Annotated in this window: 14 protein-coding genes and 1 pseudogene; all 15 read right to left on the bottom strand. The window is 38.1% G+C overall.

Translation table 11 applies throughout. From position 1 onward, the window contains the following. Positions 1 to 312 precede the first annotated feature (312 nt). The 15 genes and pseudogenes from ACFVSW_RS00525 to ACFVSW_RS00455 all read right to left on the bottom strand — a co-directional run bounded on the left by ACFVSW_RS00525 (position 313) and on the right by ACFVSW_RS00455 (position 17869). Positions 313 to 1179: an energy-coupling factor transporter transmembrane component T family protein gene (locus ACFVSW_RS00525; RefSeq protein WP_387311038.1), complete on the bottom strand. Its 867-nt coding sequence runs from the start codon at positions 1177 to 1179 to the stop codon at positions 313 to 315. A 16-nt stretch (positions 1180 to 1195) separates the two neighbouring features. Beyond that, the gene (locus ACFVSW_RS00520; RefSeq protein ID WP_387311036.1) at positions 1196 to 2911 is read right to left on the bottom strand and encodes an ABC transporter ATP-binding protein; all 1716 of its coding nucleotides are present in this window, start codon (positions 2909 to 2911) and stop codon (positions 1196 to 1198) included. Between the two features lie 62 nt (positions 2912 to 2973). Next, on the bottom strand, positions 2974 to 3564 hold the full coding sequence (locus tag ACFVSW_RS00515; protein ID WP_387311034.1) for a hypothetical protein: 591 nt from the start codon (positions 3562 to 3564) through the stop codon (positions 2974 to 2976). Between the two features lie 68 nt (positions 3565 to 3632). Beyond that, positions 3633 to 3968, bottom strand: a complete 336-nt coding sequence (locus tag ACFVSW_RS00510) for a cupin domain-containing protein (RefSeq protein WP_387311032.1) — start codon at positions 3966 to 3968, stop codon at positions 3633 to 3635. 15 nt (positions 3969 to 3983) lie between these two features. Further along, on the bottom strand, positions 3984 to 5723 hold the full coding sequence (locus ACFVSW_RS00505) for a hydantoinase B/oxoprolinase family protein (protein ID WP_387311031.1): 1740 nt from the start codon (positions 5721 to 5723) through the stop codon (positions 3984 to 3986). Between the two features lie 2 nt (positions 5724 to 5725). Further along, on the bottom strand, positions 5726 to 7771 hold the full coding sequence (locus ACFVSW_RS00500; protein ID WP_387311029.1) for a hydantoinase/oxoprolinase family protein: 2046 nt from the start codon (positions 7769 to 7771) through the stop codon (positions 5726 to 5728). Positions 7772 to 7812: 41 nt separating this feature from the next. Next, positions 7813 to 8355: a helix-turn-helix domain-containing protein gene (locus ACFVSW_RS00495; RefSeq protein ID WP_387311027.1), complete on the bottom strand. Its 543-nt coding sequence runs from the start codon at positions 8353 to 8355 to the stop codon at positions 7813 to 7815. Between the two features lie 1288 nt (positions 8356 to 9643). Next, positions 9644 to 10924 (bottom strand): kynureninase, encoded by a 1281-nt coding sequence (gene kynU / locus ACFVSW_RS00490; protein ID WP_387311025.1) that lies wholly within the window; start codon positions 10922 to 10924, stop codon positions 9644 to 9646. Positions 10925 to 10958: 34 nt separating this feature from the next. Continuing rightward, a complete protein-coding gene (locus tag ACFVSW_RS00485) occupies positions 10959 to 12377 on the bottom strand; it encodes an amino acid permease (RefSeq protein ID WP_387311024.1) in 1419 nt (472 codons plus the stop codon). 298 nt (positions 12378 to 12675) lie between these two features. Next, the gene (locus ACFVSW_RS00480) at positions 12676 to 13302 is read right to left on the bottom strand and encodes a TetR/AcrR family transcriptional regulator (protein ID WP_387311022.1); all 627 of its coding nucleotides are present in this window, start codon (positions 13300 to 13302) and stop codon (positions 12676 to 12678) included. A 145-nt stretch (positions 13303 to 13447) separates the two neighbouring features. After that, a pseudogene (locus ACFVSW_RS00475) lies at positions 13448 to 13566 on the bottom strand (4-oxalocrotonate decarboxylase); the annotation flags it as partial. Positions 13567 to 13786: 220 nt separating this feature from the next. Beyond that, entirely contained in the window at positions 13787 to 14629 is an 843-nt protein-coding gene (locus tag ACFVSW_RS00470) for a phosphoenolpyruvate hydrolase family protein (protein ID WP_387311020.1), read from the bottom strand. Beyond that, positions 14616 to 15857, bottom strand: coding sequence for a Tm-1-like ATP-binding domain-containing protein (locus tag ACFVSW_RS00465; protein ID WP_387311018.1), 1242 nt, complete (start codon positions 15855 to 15857; stop codon positions 14616 to 14618). Before ACFVSW_RS00465 ends, ACFVSW_RS00470 begins: the two co-directional genes overlap by 14 nt. Next, positions 15850 to 16764: a sugar phosphate isomerase/epimerase family protein gene (locus ACFVSW_RS00460; protein WP_387311016.1), complete on the bottom strand. Its 915-nt coding sequence runs from the start codon at positions 16762 to 16764 to the stop codon at positions 15850 to 15852. Before ACFVSW_RS00460 ends, ACFVSW_RS00465 begins: the two co-directional genes overlap by 8 nt. 19 nt (positions 16765 to 16783) lie before the next feature. Further along, entirely contained in the window at positions 16784 to 17869 is a 1086-nt protein-coding gene (locus ACFVSW_RS00455) for a Gfo/Idh/MocA family protein (RefSeq protein ID WP_387311014.1), read from the bottom strand. Positions 17870 to 17888 lie beyond the last annotated feature (19 nt).

Below are 17888 nucleotides of genomic sequence, written 5' to 3'. Positions count from 1 at the left end.
CGTAAGTCCATTTGTTGTAAAGTTCGACCATAAATTTCAATTAAAATTTTATAAGGTCACTGATTCTCCAGCGACCTTTTTGTCGTTATTTAGGGTACTATTTCCTTTTACTTTTTAGATTTATAACTAATCGTACGTTTGAGTTAAAGTTTTGAAAACTATATCGTTTTTTTTTTGCAAGTCACATCCAATTAATAAAAAAACTGTTGTTAAAATGTTTAACAACAGCTCTTTTATTTCCGTATAACCTTTAATCTAAAAATAGTTCACTATTAATTACATAGAATAAGAACATTCTTCTAGCTATTACAACTATTGAATATGGAAAATCTTCTTAACAATTACAAGTGAATTTTCTGTATACCGGGCTAAGTCGAATATTCCAAGAAGAATACCTCCAACAATTAAGAAAAGCAAAACAAAAAAGATGATCTTATCATTTTGTCTGAACTTGATTTCATTCAAATACGTCCTTCCTTTAATATCATAACCGAATCCTCTTGAAGTCATCGCTGCAGCCAAATGGGTAGACGAGTTCATAGACCGGAAAAAGGTCGGAATCATAATCGGCATGTAATTGATCATTTTTTTCACTGGATTCCTTCCACCTGAGTTCCATCCCCTCGACTGCTGTGCTTCAAGAATTCCTGAAATTTGCTTAAATAAAACAGGGACATAACCAATTGCGATGGAAACAGCGAGTCCTACTTCGGAAGGAGCCCCAAGCTTCACAAGTCCAGTCGCTAGTTCCGTCGGAGTTGTCACCATCAGTAAAATCATCGCCGAAGCTAAAATACAAACAAATCGGAATGCGGCTCCAAAGGAATAGACAAGTGTTTCAAGATAAATCGGAATCTTATCTTCCCCACCAGTCAAATAGGAGGGAAGCATATGACCTAACAACGTCGGTACTTTAACAGGGGGTGTGTATAAAAAGAAGTTTGCAATAAACAGGATAATTAAAATTGGGACAATTGGAGCCACAGACTTAAACACCCTTTTAACTGGTATTCCAGCCATTCCCGCAAAAAGAAGTTCATACAAAAATACTCCTAGCAGCATAAGCGGATCATCCCACATTACCACCACCAATGAAATACTAATAAACCACATTAGCTTAATCCGAGGATCAAGCTTCATCACAAAGCTGTCCTTTTTCCCAACTGCATTAAAATCCACACCGTTCACTTCCTTTTTATTGATTTATCGCCATTTTAGTCATCATGAAATATGGCAGCATCTCATCCACTGTCAAAATTGAACCTGGAATACCCTTATGGTCCATCCTTTGCGCAAATTGGGTAATTTGCGGTGGTTTAAGCATTGCACTTTGCAATACGTGGTGTTGCTGAAATACTTCTTTCGGCGTGCCGTTAAGCAATACTTCTCCTTGCCTAAATACAATCACTCGTTTTGCATATTCAACTGCCAAGTTCATGCTGTGTGTAATCGCTAAGATTGTAATACCTTCCTGATGCAATTTCATGGTCAAATCCATAATTTCCTTACTTCTTTTAAAATCCTGACCTGTGGTTGGTTCGTCAAGGATTAAAACTTTTGGCCGCATGGCCATGACTGAGGCGACAGCAATCCGTTGCTTATCCCCTTTGGAAATAAAAAACGGGTTTGTATCTAAAAGGTGACGAATCTCTAGTTTATCTGACACATCCTCAATCAATTGAGCAATCTCTTCCTCTTTATATCCCATGTTTTTCGGTCCATACGCAATTTCGTCTCGAACCTTTGATTTGAAAATTTGGGCATCAGGGTCTTGGAAGACATAACCCACTAGTCTCGATAACTCATGGAACTTATAAGAACTTGCTTCCTTTCCAAATACCTCCAAACTTCCTCCCGTTGCTTTCAAAATTCCATTTAAATGCTTGGAAAAGGTCGTCTTGCCTGAACCGTTCTGACCTAAAATGGCTACCATTTCACCTTCATGAACCGTTAAATCAATTCCTCGGAGTGCAAGTGTTCCATCTGGATAACGATGCTCTAAGCCCTTTGCCTTAATAATAGGATTGGTCTGCTCTTTTACTTGAAGCTTCTTCACTTGTTCTCTTACTGTTATGGCAAATGGCTCAAGGATTTCAATTGCCTCCTCTACGTTTAATGGCATTACCTCAATCGGACACCCTTGATTTTTCATCTTTGCTGCTAGAAGAGTTACATCCGGAACATTCAGGCCAATTTCACCCATTAATTCTACCTTCTTTAACACTTCCCTTGGTGCACCGTCCAAAATGATTTTTCCTTCATCCATTACCACAAGCCGATCAACAAACGAAGCAAGTTCCTCGATTTTATGCTCAACTATAATAACCGTAAGTTGAAGTGATTTTGCGATATCTTTAATCAGGCGCAGAAAAGTTTCGCTTCCAAGTGGATCAATGTTTGAGGTTGGTTCGTCTAGCACTAACACAGGTGGCTGCATCGTTAACACGGATGCAAGTGCGACAGCTTGCTGCTGTCCTCCGGAAAGCGCATGCGGATTTTTTTCAAGAACGTTTTGCAGACGGCAGGCTTCTAGTAAGCTATCAATCCGCTTCTGGATCTCTTCAACAGGCACCGAATAGTTTTCCGGTCCAAATGCAAGCTCCTCAAGGACGGTTGGACAAAGCAGTTGTGAGTCGGGATCTTGAAACATAAGTCCGACAATCTTGGATAATTGCGTAATGTCATAATCCTTTGTGGAATATTGGTCTGCAATGATGACCTGACCATCCATCTCACCTTTAAACAACTCAGGAATTAGCCCGTTCATGGCCTGGCAAAGGGTTGTTTTACCAGCTGATGATGGGCCTGTGATTAGAACAATTTCACCTTTATTAATTTTGAGATTTATTTCTTTAAGTGCAGGTTTTTCGGCTCCTTTATACGTAAATGATACATTCTGAAACTCAATCATCGAAGTTTCCTCCTAACCTTTTTATAAAAAAAGGAGACAAATGTCTCCCTTTTTATTGTCCTTTATATAGATTGACCGATTTTTCGATCATCCTTTCGACTCGGGAACCATTTCCAGTCTGGCGCAAGGAATTGCGGTGCTGATAAAAGCAAGATACTTGGGACTAAGCAGTAAATCAAATCAAAACCGATATAAGGGGGTCCAGCGAAATTATAAACAATAAGAGCAGGAATGCTCATAACCTTGAAAACGAATCCATAAAGGAAAATCCAGTACCAATATTGGAAGAATAATGCAACCGAGTTCCATGCCCAAAATGCAACAATTTGAATGGGTTTTTTTTGAATTTTAAAAATACTTTTATAAAGAAGTGCTAATACGATTACGTGAACTAAGTAGCCCGGAAAACCGATTAAGCCCACTTCGCCCCCGATTGAAATCATTAAGGCAACAACGATACCTGCTAAAGGACCGGCAATTAATGTTGCTAATGTTAACCATAAACCACCAAAGTTCATTGAGAATCCAGGAAGAAATGGAAGTTTAATTCCAAGCGCTTCGAAAGCAAAGGCAATTCCCCCAAATACAGCTGCGATTGCAACCTGCCTTGCAGTCATAAACGGTTTTTTCTTATTTAGCGAAAGCTCAGTCATACACACACCCCTACTATTTTTTTATTTGTACCGCATCGTCTTGCAACGATGCAGCAGTGAAACCAAAATTACCTCTTTACCAATGCCCAAATGATTTCGCAGTCTTCCTCTCCGTCATTATAAGCCCAGTGCTCTTCCCCAGCAGGAATCAATGTTGCGTCTCCAGCTGCCAAAGTATATTCTTTTCCATCTGCCCATGAAATGATTGAGCCTTTAACGATAATGGAGTATTCATCTTGATCGTGAGAACCATTCCCATGAAGTGGAACGCGTGCTTTTGGAGGAATGGACACAGTTCCAAATTGTGTCTTTCCACCTTCTATACAATCTTCTTGGAATACCGTTTTCAAGGTGACAAGAGGACGATCATCTGCCGGGATTTGTTTTTGGTTGATTATAATCATTGTTTATTCCTCCTATTATCGTAATCTTCCATTTGTAAAACCTTCAATTTCGTAGGTTTGAGGATTTACAACGACTCCGAATTCATCTTTCGCCTGTTCTAGGCTGATATACCCGTTTTTCACGTCTTTGGTAACTTGTTCTGCAGCACGTTTGAGTGGGTCTCCGTAACCGCCGCCAGTAGCAGTGACTAGTTTAACGACATCTCCCGTATTTAATGGATATCGTGGATAAATACCATATGGACCAGCCACCTCACCATTTGCTTTTTCCACATAAAATTTATTGGCTGAACCGTCTTTCCCATCATTAATACCCCATGGGACAAACTTGTGGCGGCCAAATGTTATCGATGCCGTTTGATTATCTGTTAATGCTTTGTAAGAACGAACGACACCTGCTCCACCAAGATATTCACCGGCTCCTGCTCCATCAGTATGCAAACTGTACTCATCGACCATAACTCCATACCTTGTTTCTGCTACCTCAACGGGAACATTATAAGTTTCACCATCGCCGATACAGAATTGAGCTCTTGCCCCATCCTGACCTTCAGCAGCACCCCATCCGCCAACAGATGGTTCAACAATTAGGAACGGTTCCTTCGTATCTGGATGTAATCCTGACAAGACTACAGCACAAACTGATAATAGATGACCAGCTGTTAATCGATGTGGAACAACTGGGGCAAGTGCTTTCCAAATTAAATCCGCACCAGCCTGCATACTTTCCCAATAGATAGAGACTGGAGCTGGACGTTCAGCTGAAAGTACAGAGCCCTTATCGGTGATGACTTCTAATGGACGAAATACTCCATCATTTGCATCTTGTGACGGATTTGTAATAGCTAGGAAAATCGCCCGGACAGCTGAAACAAGGGCTGTGTAAGAGCAGTTAATGGGCCCTTTTACTTGCGGATGACTTCCGCGGAAATCAGCGATAAATTTATCATCAGTAATGGTAACCTTTACTTTTACTTTGAAAGGACCATTTCCAAATCCATCATCATCAATGTAATTTTCTGCTTCATAGGTTCCATTTGGCAGTTTACTAAGCTCTTGACGAGCAAGCTGTTCTCCATGGTCCAATAAATAATCAACAGATGAAAGCACCATATCTTTTCCGTGTTTTTCACATAATTCAATGACCCGTTTTTCGCCTGTTTTAAGCGCCGCAACCTGTGCCCACATATCTCCTAACGACAACTCTGGAAAACGGACATTCGCTTCAATAATATCTACTATTGCTTGGTTGATTTGCCCTCCATTAAAGAGCTTTACGGTTGGGAATTGCAAACCTTCTTGGAAGATATCTGTTGCATCATTACTAAAAGACCCCGGATCTTTTCCGCCAACTTCTGTCCAGTGCGCTTTATTTGCAGAGAATGCAACAATTTCGCCATCATAAAATATCGGCATTACCAGCCCTACGTCAGAAAGGTGTGAACCACCGCCACCGTAAGAATCGTTAATAATAACAATATCACCTGGATTCAATTTTCCATCTCCAAATTTTTTGAGTGTTTGTTTAACCATGTCTGAGAGCATTCCGATAAAACCTGTAACACCGTTCCCTTGAGTCAATAACTGCCCTTTTGAATCGGTAAGACCGCTGGCATAGTCCAGAACCTCATATATAATTGGGCTCATTGACGTTTTTGCTAGAGCAATAAACATTTCATCACCAATTGCAATCAATGAATCCTTTAAAATTTCGAGTGTAAATGGATCAATCTTTGTTCTTACAACTTGTGTCATTTTCACTCCACCTCCGTGTCAATGATTAAATTGCCAAATTGATCAACCGATAATGACTGGCCAGGATAAAGAACCGTTGAGGCTGTAGACTCTTCAACAATAGCCGGGCCTGCAACTTGTACATCTTTGCCTAAAATATCGCGGTTATACACCTTTGTATTTACCCATCCATTTCCTTCAAAATAGACTGGACGAATTTCTTTTAAAGCATCTTCAGGATTACTTGACCCTGATTCAAATTTTTTAATTTGTGGTTTTACTACTTTACCAAATGCCGTCAAATGTAGGTTCACAATTTCAGTTGCTGTACCTTCTAGTTTAAAGGTGTAATGCTGTTCATGAAGGTTACCAAATCGTTCAATCACTTCGGAAATTATTTCTACTGTCCACTCTCTATTTGGCACAGGTACTTTAACGGTATGTTCTTGCCCTAGATAACGGATATCTGCAAATCTAGTGAATAATACGTTAGTTTCTTCCATTCCTTCTTCTTTAAATTGCTGAAGAGCCTGTGTTTCAAGAGAATTCCATTCTTGGTTTAGTTCCGTTAAATCGACTTGGTTAAATCTTCTGATATACGTCTTGATATAATCATGACGCAAGTCTGTCATTAACATCCCCCAAGCTGAGAATACTGATGAAGCAACTGGAACAATTACCTTTTTCACCCCTAATTCTTTTGCTAACGCTGGAGCGTGCATAGAACCACCACCACCGAAAGCTACTAATGAAAATTCGCGAGGATTATGACCTTTACGAATGGATATCAGCTTAAGGGCATTTAACATGTTCGAATTAGCTATCCGAATAATTCCTAATGCCGCTTCCTCAACTGATAGCCCGAAATGATCAGCAACTTTTTCCTTTATAGCCGCTTTCACCTTATCTAAATCAACTTTATAATCAAAATTTTCTGGTGACAGACGACCGGTTACAAGGTTTGCATCAGTCGTTGTCGGCTCCGTACCTCCTTGACCATAGGCTACAGGTCCTGGCAGTGCGCCAGCGGATTGCGGTCCAACCTTTAAGGATCCTGCTCCATCTATCCAGGCAATAGAACCTCCTCCATTGCCAATTTCAACAATGTCTACAACAGGAACTTTAATAGGATAACCAGCGTTTCGCTCATTTTTTTCAATAAAGTAATCAGTCGAAACCTTTACCTCACCTTGATTTATTAAGGAACACTTTGCTGTAGTTCCACCAATATCAAAGGCAATGATATTTTTTTCACCAAGGATTTCACCAAGAACAGCGGCGCCATAAATACCGGCTACCGGTCCAGATTCTACCATATTAATAGGTGTTTGCTTCGCACTATTAAATGTTGTTGTTCCTCCGTTTGATTGCATAATATAGTTCTGACTATCTGTCTTATTTTCAACTAATTTATTATGTAGACGGTTAACATAAGTGGCTGCGATTGGTTTAACATATGAATTTAGTACTGTTGTACTTGTACGCTCATATTCCCGCCATTCCTTTGTAACATCATTGGAAGCAGTTACAGCTACTTCAGGCCAAAGTTGTTTAATTAATTCTACAGTTTCCATTTCATGAATCGGATTCACATACGAATGCAAATAAGAGACGGCAAGCGCTTCAACCCCTTCTTTTTGAAAATACTCAATTGTATTTTTTAATTGTTCTATATTTAGCGGGGCTAAAACTTCTCCTTTATAGTTGAGACGCTCCTCTACTTCTTGACGTAAATGTCTTTCGACAAACGGAGCAGGCTTTTGATAGCGGACATTAAATAAATCGGGACGATTTCCCCTTGCAATTTCAAGGACATCGCGAAATCCTTTTGTGGTAATTAACCCAGTTTTTACACCTTTTCGTTCGGTTAATGCATTAATAATAACCGTTGTACCGTGTATAAATGTTTGAATGGCTGTTTGATCAATCCCACTTTTTTCAATTACATCAATGACACCTTTTTCAAAATTCGGAGGTGTCGTATGGCTTTTGGCTACACCAATTTCACCATCTTCATTTACATAAACTAAATCAGTAAATGTTCCTCCAATATCTGTAGCGACACGCATTTATACTCCACCTTTCTATAGTGTTGATGTATGAAATCCAGTTAAAAAATAACTGGAGTTAAAACACTGAGTAAAATTGATTCTTCATTAAAAGGGTTTTCTACTGTATGCGGACAAGTGGATGGAAAATGAATGGAATCACCCTCCCGAACAACATACTCTTTACCATCGATATGAAAAATAACAAACCCTTTTAAAACGTAATAAAATTCCTCTCCGGGATGTCCAAATTTTTGAGTTTGCTTTTGACTTGGAGCATAAGTTACCATAATGGGTTCCAAGGTTCTACCTGTAAATTCACCGTTTAATCTTACATAGGTGGATTCAGAGCTTTTGATTTGAAATGGCTTTTGATCGTTTTTTTTAACCATATAATTTCCATTTGGGGGATCATCAAAAAATTCTGAAATTTTTGTATTTAAGGCATCTGCAATTTTTTTTAGTGAAGTAATGGCTAACGAGGTTGTTCCCCTTTCAATCTGTGACAGGAAACTAATCGAAAGCTCTGTACGTTCACTCAACTCCTTTAGGGTTAAACCGTTTTGTAGTCTTAGGTCTTTTATTTTTTTGTAAATTTCATCCATATTAAACTCCTTTTAATTGATACAAGAAAAATTACATTATTGCTGTAATTAATTTAAGTCTTATTGTAATTAAAAAAATAATAGCATGTAATTCAGAAAATTAAAAGTATATTTATAATTTTTTCTATTCAGAAAATAATTTTTAATAATTTTTCAAAATCATACTACTTGTTTTTTTTGTCCTTCCTTAGTCAAAATCATAATAGATTTTCAATTGGCTGATTCTTGCATAAGATGACACATAATTTACCCAATACTCACTTCCACATATATAAAATTGTTGTATCCGTTTAGGACTTTTCCTTGAAGCAAAACAGTTTGTTTTCATATTAAAAGATAATTTTTATTAACTTCAGAAAACTGACTCTCATTTTAATGGAAATAAAATTAAACCGGAAGTGTAACTCCTTCCGGTTTAAAAAGCCAATAATATTCGGAGCCTGTGTCATGCCCCGAATATTATTGTTCACACATTGTTCCATATGACTGCCTTTACGAAATTTATATATGTATGTTCTTTTTGGAAAAGGGTTCTTATACCTTTCTTTGGGAGTCTTACCTGGTTTTGAGTTAGAAATGTCAAATCATTTCGTGCCTTGTATAAAATATATTATTCAACTATGATTTTCTTCATGATGTTCCACCCTTTTTAATCCCATGTATGCTTCTCAGAATCATCCAATTATACGTGTATCTTCCTTCAGTTTCAACAGCAAATTGCAGTGCTGTTACGCCCTGAAATACAATTGGTTTCTGAAAATTACGATTTTTTGCAAAGCAGATAAAATACATAGCTCCATTGTTTTATAAATGAAGATGACGGCAAATTTCAGTAAGAGAAAGAACATAAGGTCCGGAATTGACTCCAACAATTCAAGGAAATTTTTAAGGTATAAGTATTTGTAGGATCTACGTGTTTCATGGTACTGAGATTTTATTCAATAGAAGAGGAGATACCTCTTCTTCCATAATCGGGCGTATTTATGAAATAACTAAAGCCTAATTTCTCACTTTTTCCACTGAGAAATTAGGCTTTTTATCAGGAGTGTTGATAATCGTCGTTCCGTTAATTTCATGATAATGAGAGACTTGTTCAATAAAGATTTGGATTCATATGATCCAATGAAAATTCTGCTTGCCAAAAACCTCCATGAATTACAATTGCAACAGGAAACGGTCCATCCCCGCCGGAAGCCTTAAATCCCCAAATTGATTTTCCTTGCGGCCATAGGAGATTCTTCTGAACTACTCATTGTAATCTACCTTCTTTGTTAAAAATTATTACCACTTATACAACGAGCGTACGTTTATTGCTATAGGTCTCATAATCCTTATTCATCGCTATTTCCTCGAGGATTTCCACGAGTCGATACACTTCCTCATATGAAACATAGAGTGGTACTGGCGCAAGCCTTATGACATTCGGTTCACGATAGTCCGGCACAACACCACGATTTTTCAGTGCTTTACAAATACGGTAGGCTTCCTCATGTTCAAGACATACGTGACCGCCACGTTTATGATCTTCGCGAGGGTTTCCAATGGTGTAACCATATTTCGCCAAACGTTCATCCGCCAGTTCCATCAAATATTTAGTAATATCCAATGATTTCGCACGAATCTTCTCCATACCAACCTCGTGATAAATGTTTAGAACACCTTCTAGTGGTGCCATAGAGAATAACGGCTGTGTCCCTGTTTGCCAGCCATGGGCGTTTAATTCATGATTAAACTCATTGAGCAGCTTAAATTGTGTTTCTTTGTTATTTCCATGCCATCCAGCTAAACCCGGTTCCTTTTCAAAGTGCCTTTTATTGATGTAGAAACCGGCAATAGCACCCGGTCCCGCCGATAAATATTTATAATTGCACCAAACGGCAAAATCAGGACTAATTTGTTTGAAATCATGCGGAACGATTCCGATGGAGTGGCATAAATCCCAACCAATAATAATTCCTCTATCATGGGCTTCTTTCGTAATACGTTCCATATTAAGTAGCTGTGCACTCCGATACAAAACAGATGGAAGCAAAACCAAGGCCACATCTTCTGTCATTCCTTCAATAATTGTATCCTCAGAAATAAATCTTCCATCAGAACTTGCTATGACTTTAACCGCATCTTTCGGGTTATACCCTTTTAAGCTTACTTGGCTATCAACGGCATACCGATCTGTAGGAAAATTAAGATCATCGACTAAGATTTTGTAGCGGTCTGATGTAGGTTTATAAAATGTACTGATCCCTTGATGGATATTAATGGTTGTATTTGTCATAACTGTGACTTCATCGGCATCTGCCTGAATCAATTGCGCAAGTTTTGCACCAATAACCTTTTGATATAGAAAATATTTACTATCCTCGACATCCCAAATACCAATTCCATGTTTCTCCCACAAATCAATCACATGGTATAAAGCTTCTTTAGCATCCTTCGAGCACAGCCCTAATGAATTTCCATCCATATATATCACATTTTCCTGAATACAGAACCGTTCCCGTATCTCCCTTAAAACATCTTCACGGTCCCTCCTCTTAGCAAACTCCAAGCTGTTCTCAAATTTTATCAATTTACGTCACCCTTTTTATTAGTTTAATAGATTTTTATAAGCTGGGGCCTTTGTTGCTTATTCTTTCATCGTGACTTTTTGACTTAGTTTTCTTCCAAATAAAATAAGCAATTGATATGAAAATTAACTCTGGAAAGCCAAATACTAAGGTATCTTTAAACATTGGAGAAAACCAAGTAGATAAAACGACAGATGCTAACAAAATTCCACCCAAAATTGTTAAGTAAGGATAACCTATCATTCGTACAGGAAGCTTCCGGCCTCCTTGCTGATCCCATTTTTTACGGAAAAAGTAATGTGTCACAAAAATCATGAACCAAGCAAACATCGCACCAAAACTTGAAATCGAGATCATTTGTACAAATGCTGTATTAGGGGAAACCACATAATAAACCGACGCTAATGCAATTCCGATTGCTGAAGTTGATAAAGCAATGACAGGAACCTTATTTTTGCTTAACTGACCTACCTTCTTAGGGGCATATCCTGCACGCGATAATGAAAACATCATTCGAGTAGAAATGTATAATTGACTGTTCATAGCGGAAAGCGCAGCAACAAGGATAACAAAATTCATGATTCCTGCTGCTCCTGGAATATGGAGAATCTCCATCACTTTTACAAATGGACTTTTGTCTGAACCTGCGGAACTCCACGGTACAATCATGACCATAAGGAAAAGCGTTAACAGGTAAAATAAGATAAGACGAATAACCGCAGAGCGAAGTGCAATTGGCACAGCTTTTTCAGGGTCTTCCGCTTCCCCGGCACTAACGGCAATCATTTCAATACTTAAATAACTAAACAGAGAAATAAAGATAGCAATCCACATGCCCCAAAATCCATTTGGGAAAAAACCACCCTGTATCGTTAGATTTTGTGTACCGATATTTGTTTGATTTCCTCCAACAATGACATAAGCCCCTAAGATAATAAAACCAACAATGGCAATAACTTTAATAAGGGAGAACCAATATTCAACGGCACCAAACACATTTACACTGGTAGCGTTTACATAAAGAAGCAAAGCAGAAAATAGCAAAATCCATACAATCCCTGGAACAGTCGGAAACCAATATTTCATGTAAATGGCAACCGCAGTGATTTCCGTGCCAACTGCACAAACAAGACTAAACCAATAGGAATAGCGAACAGCGAACCCTGCCCAAGGATTCAGATATCGTTCAGCGTAAGCACCAAATGATCCTGAAGTTGGATGAGCAACTGTCATTTCAGAAAGGCACCCCATCAGCAGCAAAGCGATTAACGCACCAATCGCATAGCTTACTATCACGCTTGGACCCGCACTGCCAATTGCAAGACCACTACCTAAAAATAATCCAGTTCCTATCGCACCGCCAATGGCAATCATGGTAAGCTGAGAGGTTTTTAAACTCTTATTTAATCCTTTCTCCCTTTCGATAATATCCTGGAAATTGTCATTATGTTTCATTTTCCTCACCTCATATAAATGATGTAAATATGAACTTTACTATTTTTCTTGCAAACAATCTTTTCTTTTGGCAGTTGCATAACGCTATATTTCTAATTCTTTCACCATTCCTCCTTATTTTGGAAAATAAATTAGTTGGTTTTTATTAAATCTGGTAATTAAATCATTCTTGTAACCACTAATCTGAATTTACTATATTTTCTTACAATTTTGATTATAATATATTTCCGACATCGTGTCCATAATATTTCCGACTTAACGTCGGAAATATTACACAACTTAACATTAAGTGTACTTATTACTTTTTTTCCTTATAAATAGCTTCTACATACATAGTGGTTAAGGTAGCTGCAACCTCTTCAAGTGAAAAATTATTAGTATTAAAAACAATCTCCCATTGATAGTTTTCGTTAGAGAAAAACCAGCTTCGCGCCACAATTTCTGCCTTTAGATCTGTTCGGGCCAATCCTTTAAATTGAGAATAGGCAATATCTTTTGTGATACTTTGAATAAATCTTAGTCTAATTTCCTCCCATTTTTCATTCACTATGGTTGAAAGCCCAATCGCCTCTGAAAAAACCTTCATTATCTCCCTTTCTGTATCTGCTATTTGCAAAAAATTTAAAACTTGAGTTAAAATAATCTCTTTCGCTTCGTCTCTAGTTATTGGAAAAAATGGGGTTTTTGCAATTTCAAAGAATTTATTCATAACATCTTCCATTAACACAATAAATAGGTCATCTTTGCCTTTAAAATGACCATAGAAAGTCCCATATCCTATATTTGCTTGTTCCATAATGTGTTTAACCGTTGTATTTCTAAAACCTTCTCGTGAAAAAACAATGTGTGCAGCCTTAATAATTTTATTTCGAGTTGTGATAGACCGTAAACGCCTTCCATCTTCAACCTTATTTTTCTCCCTCATAATGATCCACCTTATCAATTTTATTACCGCTAGATAATTAGTATTTTACCTATTATCATAGCGAATAATAATAAAGGCAACAATCTATATTTGGATGTAAAGAAGAGAAGCCACTGTGGGTAGCACTCTCTTCTTACCTTTTCACTCACTTACAATACATGGAAACACACCTAAGCCTTCAAAATTGGTAATCGCCGAATCTCCCGGCTTAACTGCGATGGCTTCGGAGATCGCGCCGCTCAAGATGATATCTCCCTTTTTAAGATCTTTCCCATTAACACTCCGGGGGCCAGGCGCCGAAATTCTCTTAAAGACTTCCAACATTTAGTTAGAAATCCTTATAGACAGCGGCCTTTTATAAAAAGGAAAATGCAATAAGCCACTACAATTATATTAATGTAGTGGCAAATAACCAATTATTTTATTATTTTTTGCTAGCAATTCTCAATCAAAAAGTATAAATGGAACCATAAACACCTAATTATTATGAATAGATTTTATTTGCATTAATTTCCTTAAACTTCTTGACTTGCCCTGAAATAGCCAATTCAGTCGGTAAACGTTCAATACTTGATGCTCCAAAAAATCCTGAAACACCTGTTGTCCTATTTAAAACATACTCTGCATCTTCTGGTTCTGAAATTGGCCCACCATGACATAATACGATAATATCTGGATTAATGCTTTTACCTGCATCATGGATTCGCTGCACTAAATCAACTGCACCATCAATATCTATAGCAGTTTTGGCACCGATGGCACCTTTTGTTGTTAAGCCCACGTGTGCAACAAGAATATCAGCACCAGCCCTTGCCATTTTTACTGCATCCTCTTCGTTAAAGACATACGGGGAAGTAACTAAACCAATGTCATGGGCTTTTTTTATCATATCCACTTCAAGATCATAACCCATCCCTGTCTCCTCTAAATTTTGACGGAATTGACCGTCACATAAACCTACCGTAGGGAAGTTTTGTACTCCGGAAAATCCTAATTCCTTCAGTTGTTTTAAGAAGTAATCCATGTCTCTAAATGGATCAGTTCCACAAACACCAGCTAATACGGGAGTGTCTTTAACGACAGGCAAAACCTCGTTACCCATTTCAACGACAATTTGATTGGCATCACCATAAGGCATTAGCCCTGCTAAAGAACCACGTCCAGCCATCCGATAGCGGCCTGAATTGTATATGATAATAAGGTCAATTCCACCCATTTCAGCGCTTTTTGCTGATAACCCAGTGCCTGCACCCCCACCAATAATTACCTTTTTGTCTTCAATTTGTTTATTTAATCGTGATAATATTTCCTCTCTAGTGAGTCGCATTCTTTACACCACCTATTTTTGTACTTAGTAATTCCAATAATTGATTAGCTATTAAACTAGCCACACGCGTACTATTAATATCTTCTTCAACTTCTAACAAAGTAATATGAGGTTTCAGGTTCTGTTTAATCCCATTATATAATGCTTGCCGCTCCTCAATTCCTTCAAATGGCTGACCAGATTTATCTAACAATGACACCCCGCCTTTAGGGAATACCAAGACAGTAGGTGATGTACTTTTATTTAACTTTCGTGCTAACGTTTCACCTAGTATAAAATTCTCCTCTACCGTAGTCCTCATTAAGGTAGTTGTGGGATTATGCTGATAAAATTTCCGACCTTTAAATTTTTCCGGTACCGTTTCTGGAGGTCCGAAATTCACCATATCCAACGCACCAACAGACACAACTTGAGGTATTCCCTTCATCCCTGCTATTTCCAAACGATTTTCTCCTGATGAAAAAATTCCTCCCACAAGGCCATCTGCCAGCTCGGTTGTAGTAATATCTACAACACCCTTTATAAAGCCGTCGTTAATTAAATTTTCCATGGCATCCCCGCCTGCTCCAGTTGCGTGGAAGACAAGAACATCAAATCCGTTCTGTTCCAAAATTTCTCTCGTTTGATTTACACATGGTGTTGTCACGCCAAACATCGTGGCCCCAATCATTGGCTTTCCACCATCAACTATTGCGACGGAATTCCCTATCACCATCCCACTAAGTGCGTTTGCTGCATTCCGAAGAATTCGAGCAGATAAACTGTTAATTCCTGCAATATCAACAATTGAATACATCATCATAATATCTTTTTCGCCAACATATGGACGAGTATTGCCTGAAGCAACGGTGGAAACAATCAGTTTGGGAATACCAACCGGAACGCTTCTCATGGCTGCCGCTCCAACCGTTGTACCAGCTGTTCCCCCCATTCCAAAGACACCCGCAACTTGATCATCTTCTACCAATTTTTTTACTATTGAGGCAATACCATTTGTCATAACCGAAACGGCATAACCACGGTCATTTTTTTGTCTTAGTTCGTCAATCGTGGATCCTCCCGCATTCGCAACATTCTCATTAGGAATGTCACCTACGGAGGAAGATTCATAAACACCTGTATTGATTAAAAGTGTTTCAACTCCTGATTCTTCAATTATCTCTTTCACATACAAGAATTCTTTTTCCTTGGTGTCTAGTGACCCAACTAAGACAATTTTTTTACTCATGAGCTCCCTCCTTTTTCACAATGCTTTCGAAAAACTCCTTGGTTTGACGAACAACTTCGACTTCACCAAGTTTATCTTGTTGGTAAAAGGACGGATAATGAGTATCAATCGTTAAAATTGCTTGTGGATCGTGGTCAGCAAGCGCCTTCATTAATGGTTCGTGATCAAAGTCATCTTTTCCTGCAATAGCAAAGTTCCCAAACATTCCATATGGATTAACCTTTGTGATGGAATTCGATAACCGGGAAGCTCCTTTAAGATGCGTTTGGTATACAGAGCCTTTAATGTTTTCATACTTTTCCAAAGTTGGATATTCACCTGCCCTCCAACCATTAACTATATCCCAATTGATTTTTAAGTTTGGATGATTCGTATATTTAACGAGAATCCCCAATTCTTCACAATTACTTGTTAACGTTGGCGGCTCGTTTTCAACCAATAAAATTTTTCCTCTTTCTTTCGCATGTTCAGCATGCCTTAACATAATTTCAGCGTTATGTTTATATTGTTTTTCCTTTTCATCATCGGACAATAAATTGAAATCCTCTTGCCGATATAATGAATAGATTCTAATATAGGGAGTAGAGAAAATATCAGCCAAATCAAACAAACGATCTAAGACGGTGCTCATGTGTTTATGATGATTCTCATCGTTATTACGATAAGATGGTTCCCCAGAGAATGTACATGAATTTACTGCCCAAGAACTTAAACTGCTCACTTTTAGATTGTTCTCTTGGACTAGTAAACTTAAATATCTAGCTTTATCCAATGTTATATTATCAATCGTAGAACCGTTTAATTTCCCTCTTAAATCAATGTTTTCAAATCCAAGTTCCTTTGTATGTTGAAGCGCCTCTTCGAATGACTCAGAACCTAACATATCCGTAAAAATACTCAGTCTCATAGTTTGTCCCTCCTTAAAGTTATTCAATCGTAATCCACTTACCAGAACGGTTATTTTTATAGGCTTCAAAGATTTTTGTTAAATGCAACGAATCCTTTAACGTGGCACGTTCAATTTTCCTGCCATTTAAGACAGCATTTGAGAAGTGATTTACACTTTGAACCATGCCTTGGAGGAAAAGATTCTTATTATATATTTGACCTAAAGAAAATTCTGGCTCCCAATGCACAGGTCCATCAGTAGGATCGTCACCAATATACGATGGAGCTTTCCCATACTCGCCACTACCTTTAGATCCCTTATAATAAGACAATCTCATTCCGTTATCGATCACTACATTCTGCTTATTTCCAATAATCTCGTATCTTTCAAATGGACTTGTATCCGCTTGGGTAGAAGGTAATTCCAGATTCCCGACTGCACCTGATTTAAATGAGAGAAGTGTTTGCACATTACCACTTGGCTGGTGTTCAATAAAGCACATCTCCTTTACCTCACCCATAAGGTAATGAATGCCAGACATTGGATGACAAATATCTAAAAACCAGTGTAAACCAGTTCTTTCTCCCAATTCTTCCTGGAATGGCGATAATGTAAGAGGGTACCTTCCTGAAACGGATACAGGTTTCCCAAAAGGGTCACTTTCAAGAATCAATTTAGCCTTTTCAAACGATGGATAAAAATAGCGCTTATTGGATACAAGAACAAATTGACCCGTCTTTTCTTCCAATTCTATTAAATCTTCCGCTTCTTTTGCTGTGTAGGATACTGGCTTTTCGATCCATGCAGGTAACCCAGCCTTTAGGATATCTGGAACGATCTTCGGGTATAATGGACGGCCGTTTCTATCAAAATTTAAAACCACAAATACAGCATCCAAATCCTCTTTTTTAAGCATCTCCTTATAATCTGTATATGCTTTTTCTGCACCAAATCTTTTTTTATAAATATCAGCACGTTCCTGGTTTAAGTCACAAACAGCGACTAAATCTACTGGAGCATAATCAAAAGTAGGATAAACGTTCCTAAATGCGTGTGCTCCACAGCCAATAAACCCTACTCTTATTTTCCTTGAATATTCATAATTGAATTTTACAGGTTCCATCGTTTCTCCCCTTTTCGTT

Source organism: Neobacillus sp. NPDC058068 (genome assembly GCF_042885335.1).
Lineage (GTDB): Bacteria > Bacillota > Bacilli > Bacillales > Cytobacillaceae > Neobacillus.
The sequence above is the reverse complement of the archived record's forward strand: the minus strand, read 5'-3'. Positions and strand labels throughout refer to the sequence as shown.

What these genes read in the sequence shown, in the direction of transcription:
- ACFVSW_RS00480 (WP_387311022.1), bottom strand. Translation starts at nt 13,302, where the DNA reads ATGAGGGAGAAAAATAAGGTTGAAGATGGAAGGCGTTTACGGTCTATC.
- ACFVSW_RS00485 (WP_387311024.1), bottom strand. Translation starts at nt 12,377, where the DNA reads ATGAAACATAATGACAATTTCCAGGATATTATCGAAAGGGAGAAAGGA.
- ACFVSW_RS00510 (WP_387311032.1), bottom strand. Translation starts at nt 3,968, where the DNA reads ATGATTATAATCAACCAAAAACAAATCCCGGCAGATGATCGTCCTCTT.
- ACFVSW_RS00455 (WP_387311014.1), bottom strand. Translation starts at nt 17,869, where the DNA reads ATGGAACCTGTAAAATTCAATTATGAATATTCAAGGAAAATAAGAGTA.
- ACFVSW_RS00515 (WP_387311034.1), bottom strand. Translation starts at nt 3,564, where the DNA reads ATGACTGAGCTTTCGCTAAATAAGAAAAAACCGTTTATGACTGCAAGG.
- ACFVSW_RS00500 (WP_387311029.1), bottom strand. Translation starts at nt 7,771, where the DNA reads ATGCGTGTCGCTACAGATATTGGAGGAACATTTACTGATTTAGTTTAT.
- ACFVSW_RS00460 (WP_387311016.1), bottom strand. Translation starts at nt 16,764, where the DNA reads ATGAGACTGAGTATTTTTACGGATATGTTAGGTTCTGAGTCATTCGAA.
- ACFVSW_RS00465 (WP_387311018.1), bottom strand. Translation starts at nt 15,857, where the DNA reads ATGAGTAAAAAAATTGTCTTAGTTGGGTCACTAGACACCAAGGAAAAA.
- ACFVSW_RS00505 (WP_387311031.1), bottom strand. Translation starts at nt 5,723, where the DNA reads ATGACACAAGTTGTAAGAACAAAGATTGATCCATTTACACTCGAAATT.
- ACFVSW_RS00520 (WP_387311036.1), bottom strand. Translation starts at nt 2,911, where the DNA reads ATGATTGAGTTTCAGAATGTATCATTTACGTATAAAGGAGCCGAAAAA.
- ACFVSW_RS00495 (WP_387311027.1), bottom strand. Translation starts at nt 8,355, where the DNA reads ATGGATGAAATTTACAAAAAAATAAAAGACCTAAGACTACAAAACGGT.
- ACFVSW_RS00470 (WP_387311020.1), bottom strand. Translation starts at nt 14,629, where the DNA reads ATGCGACTCACTAGAGAGGAAATATTATCACGATTAAATAAACAAATT.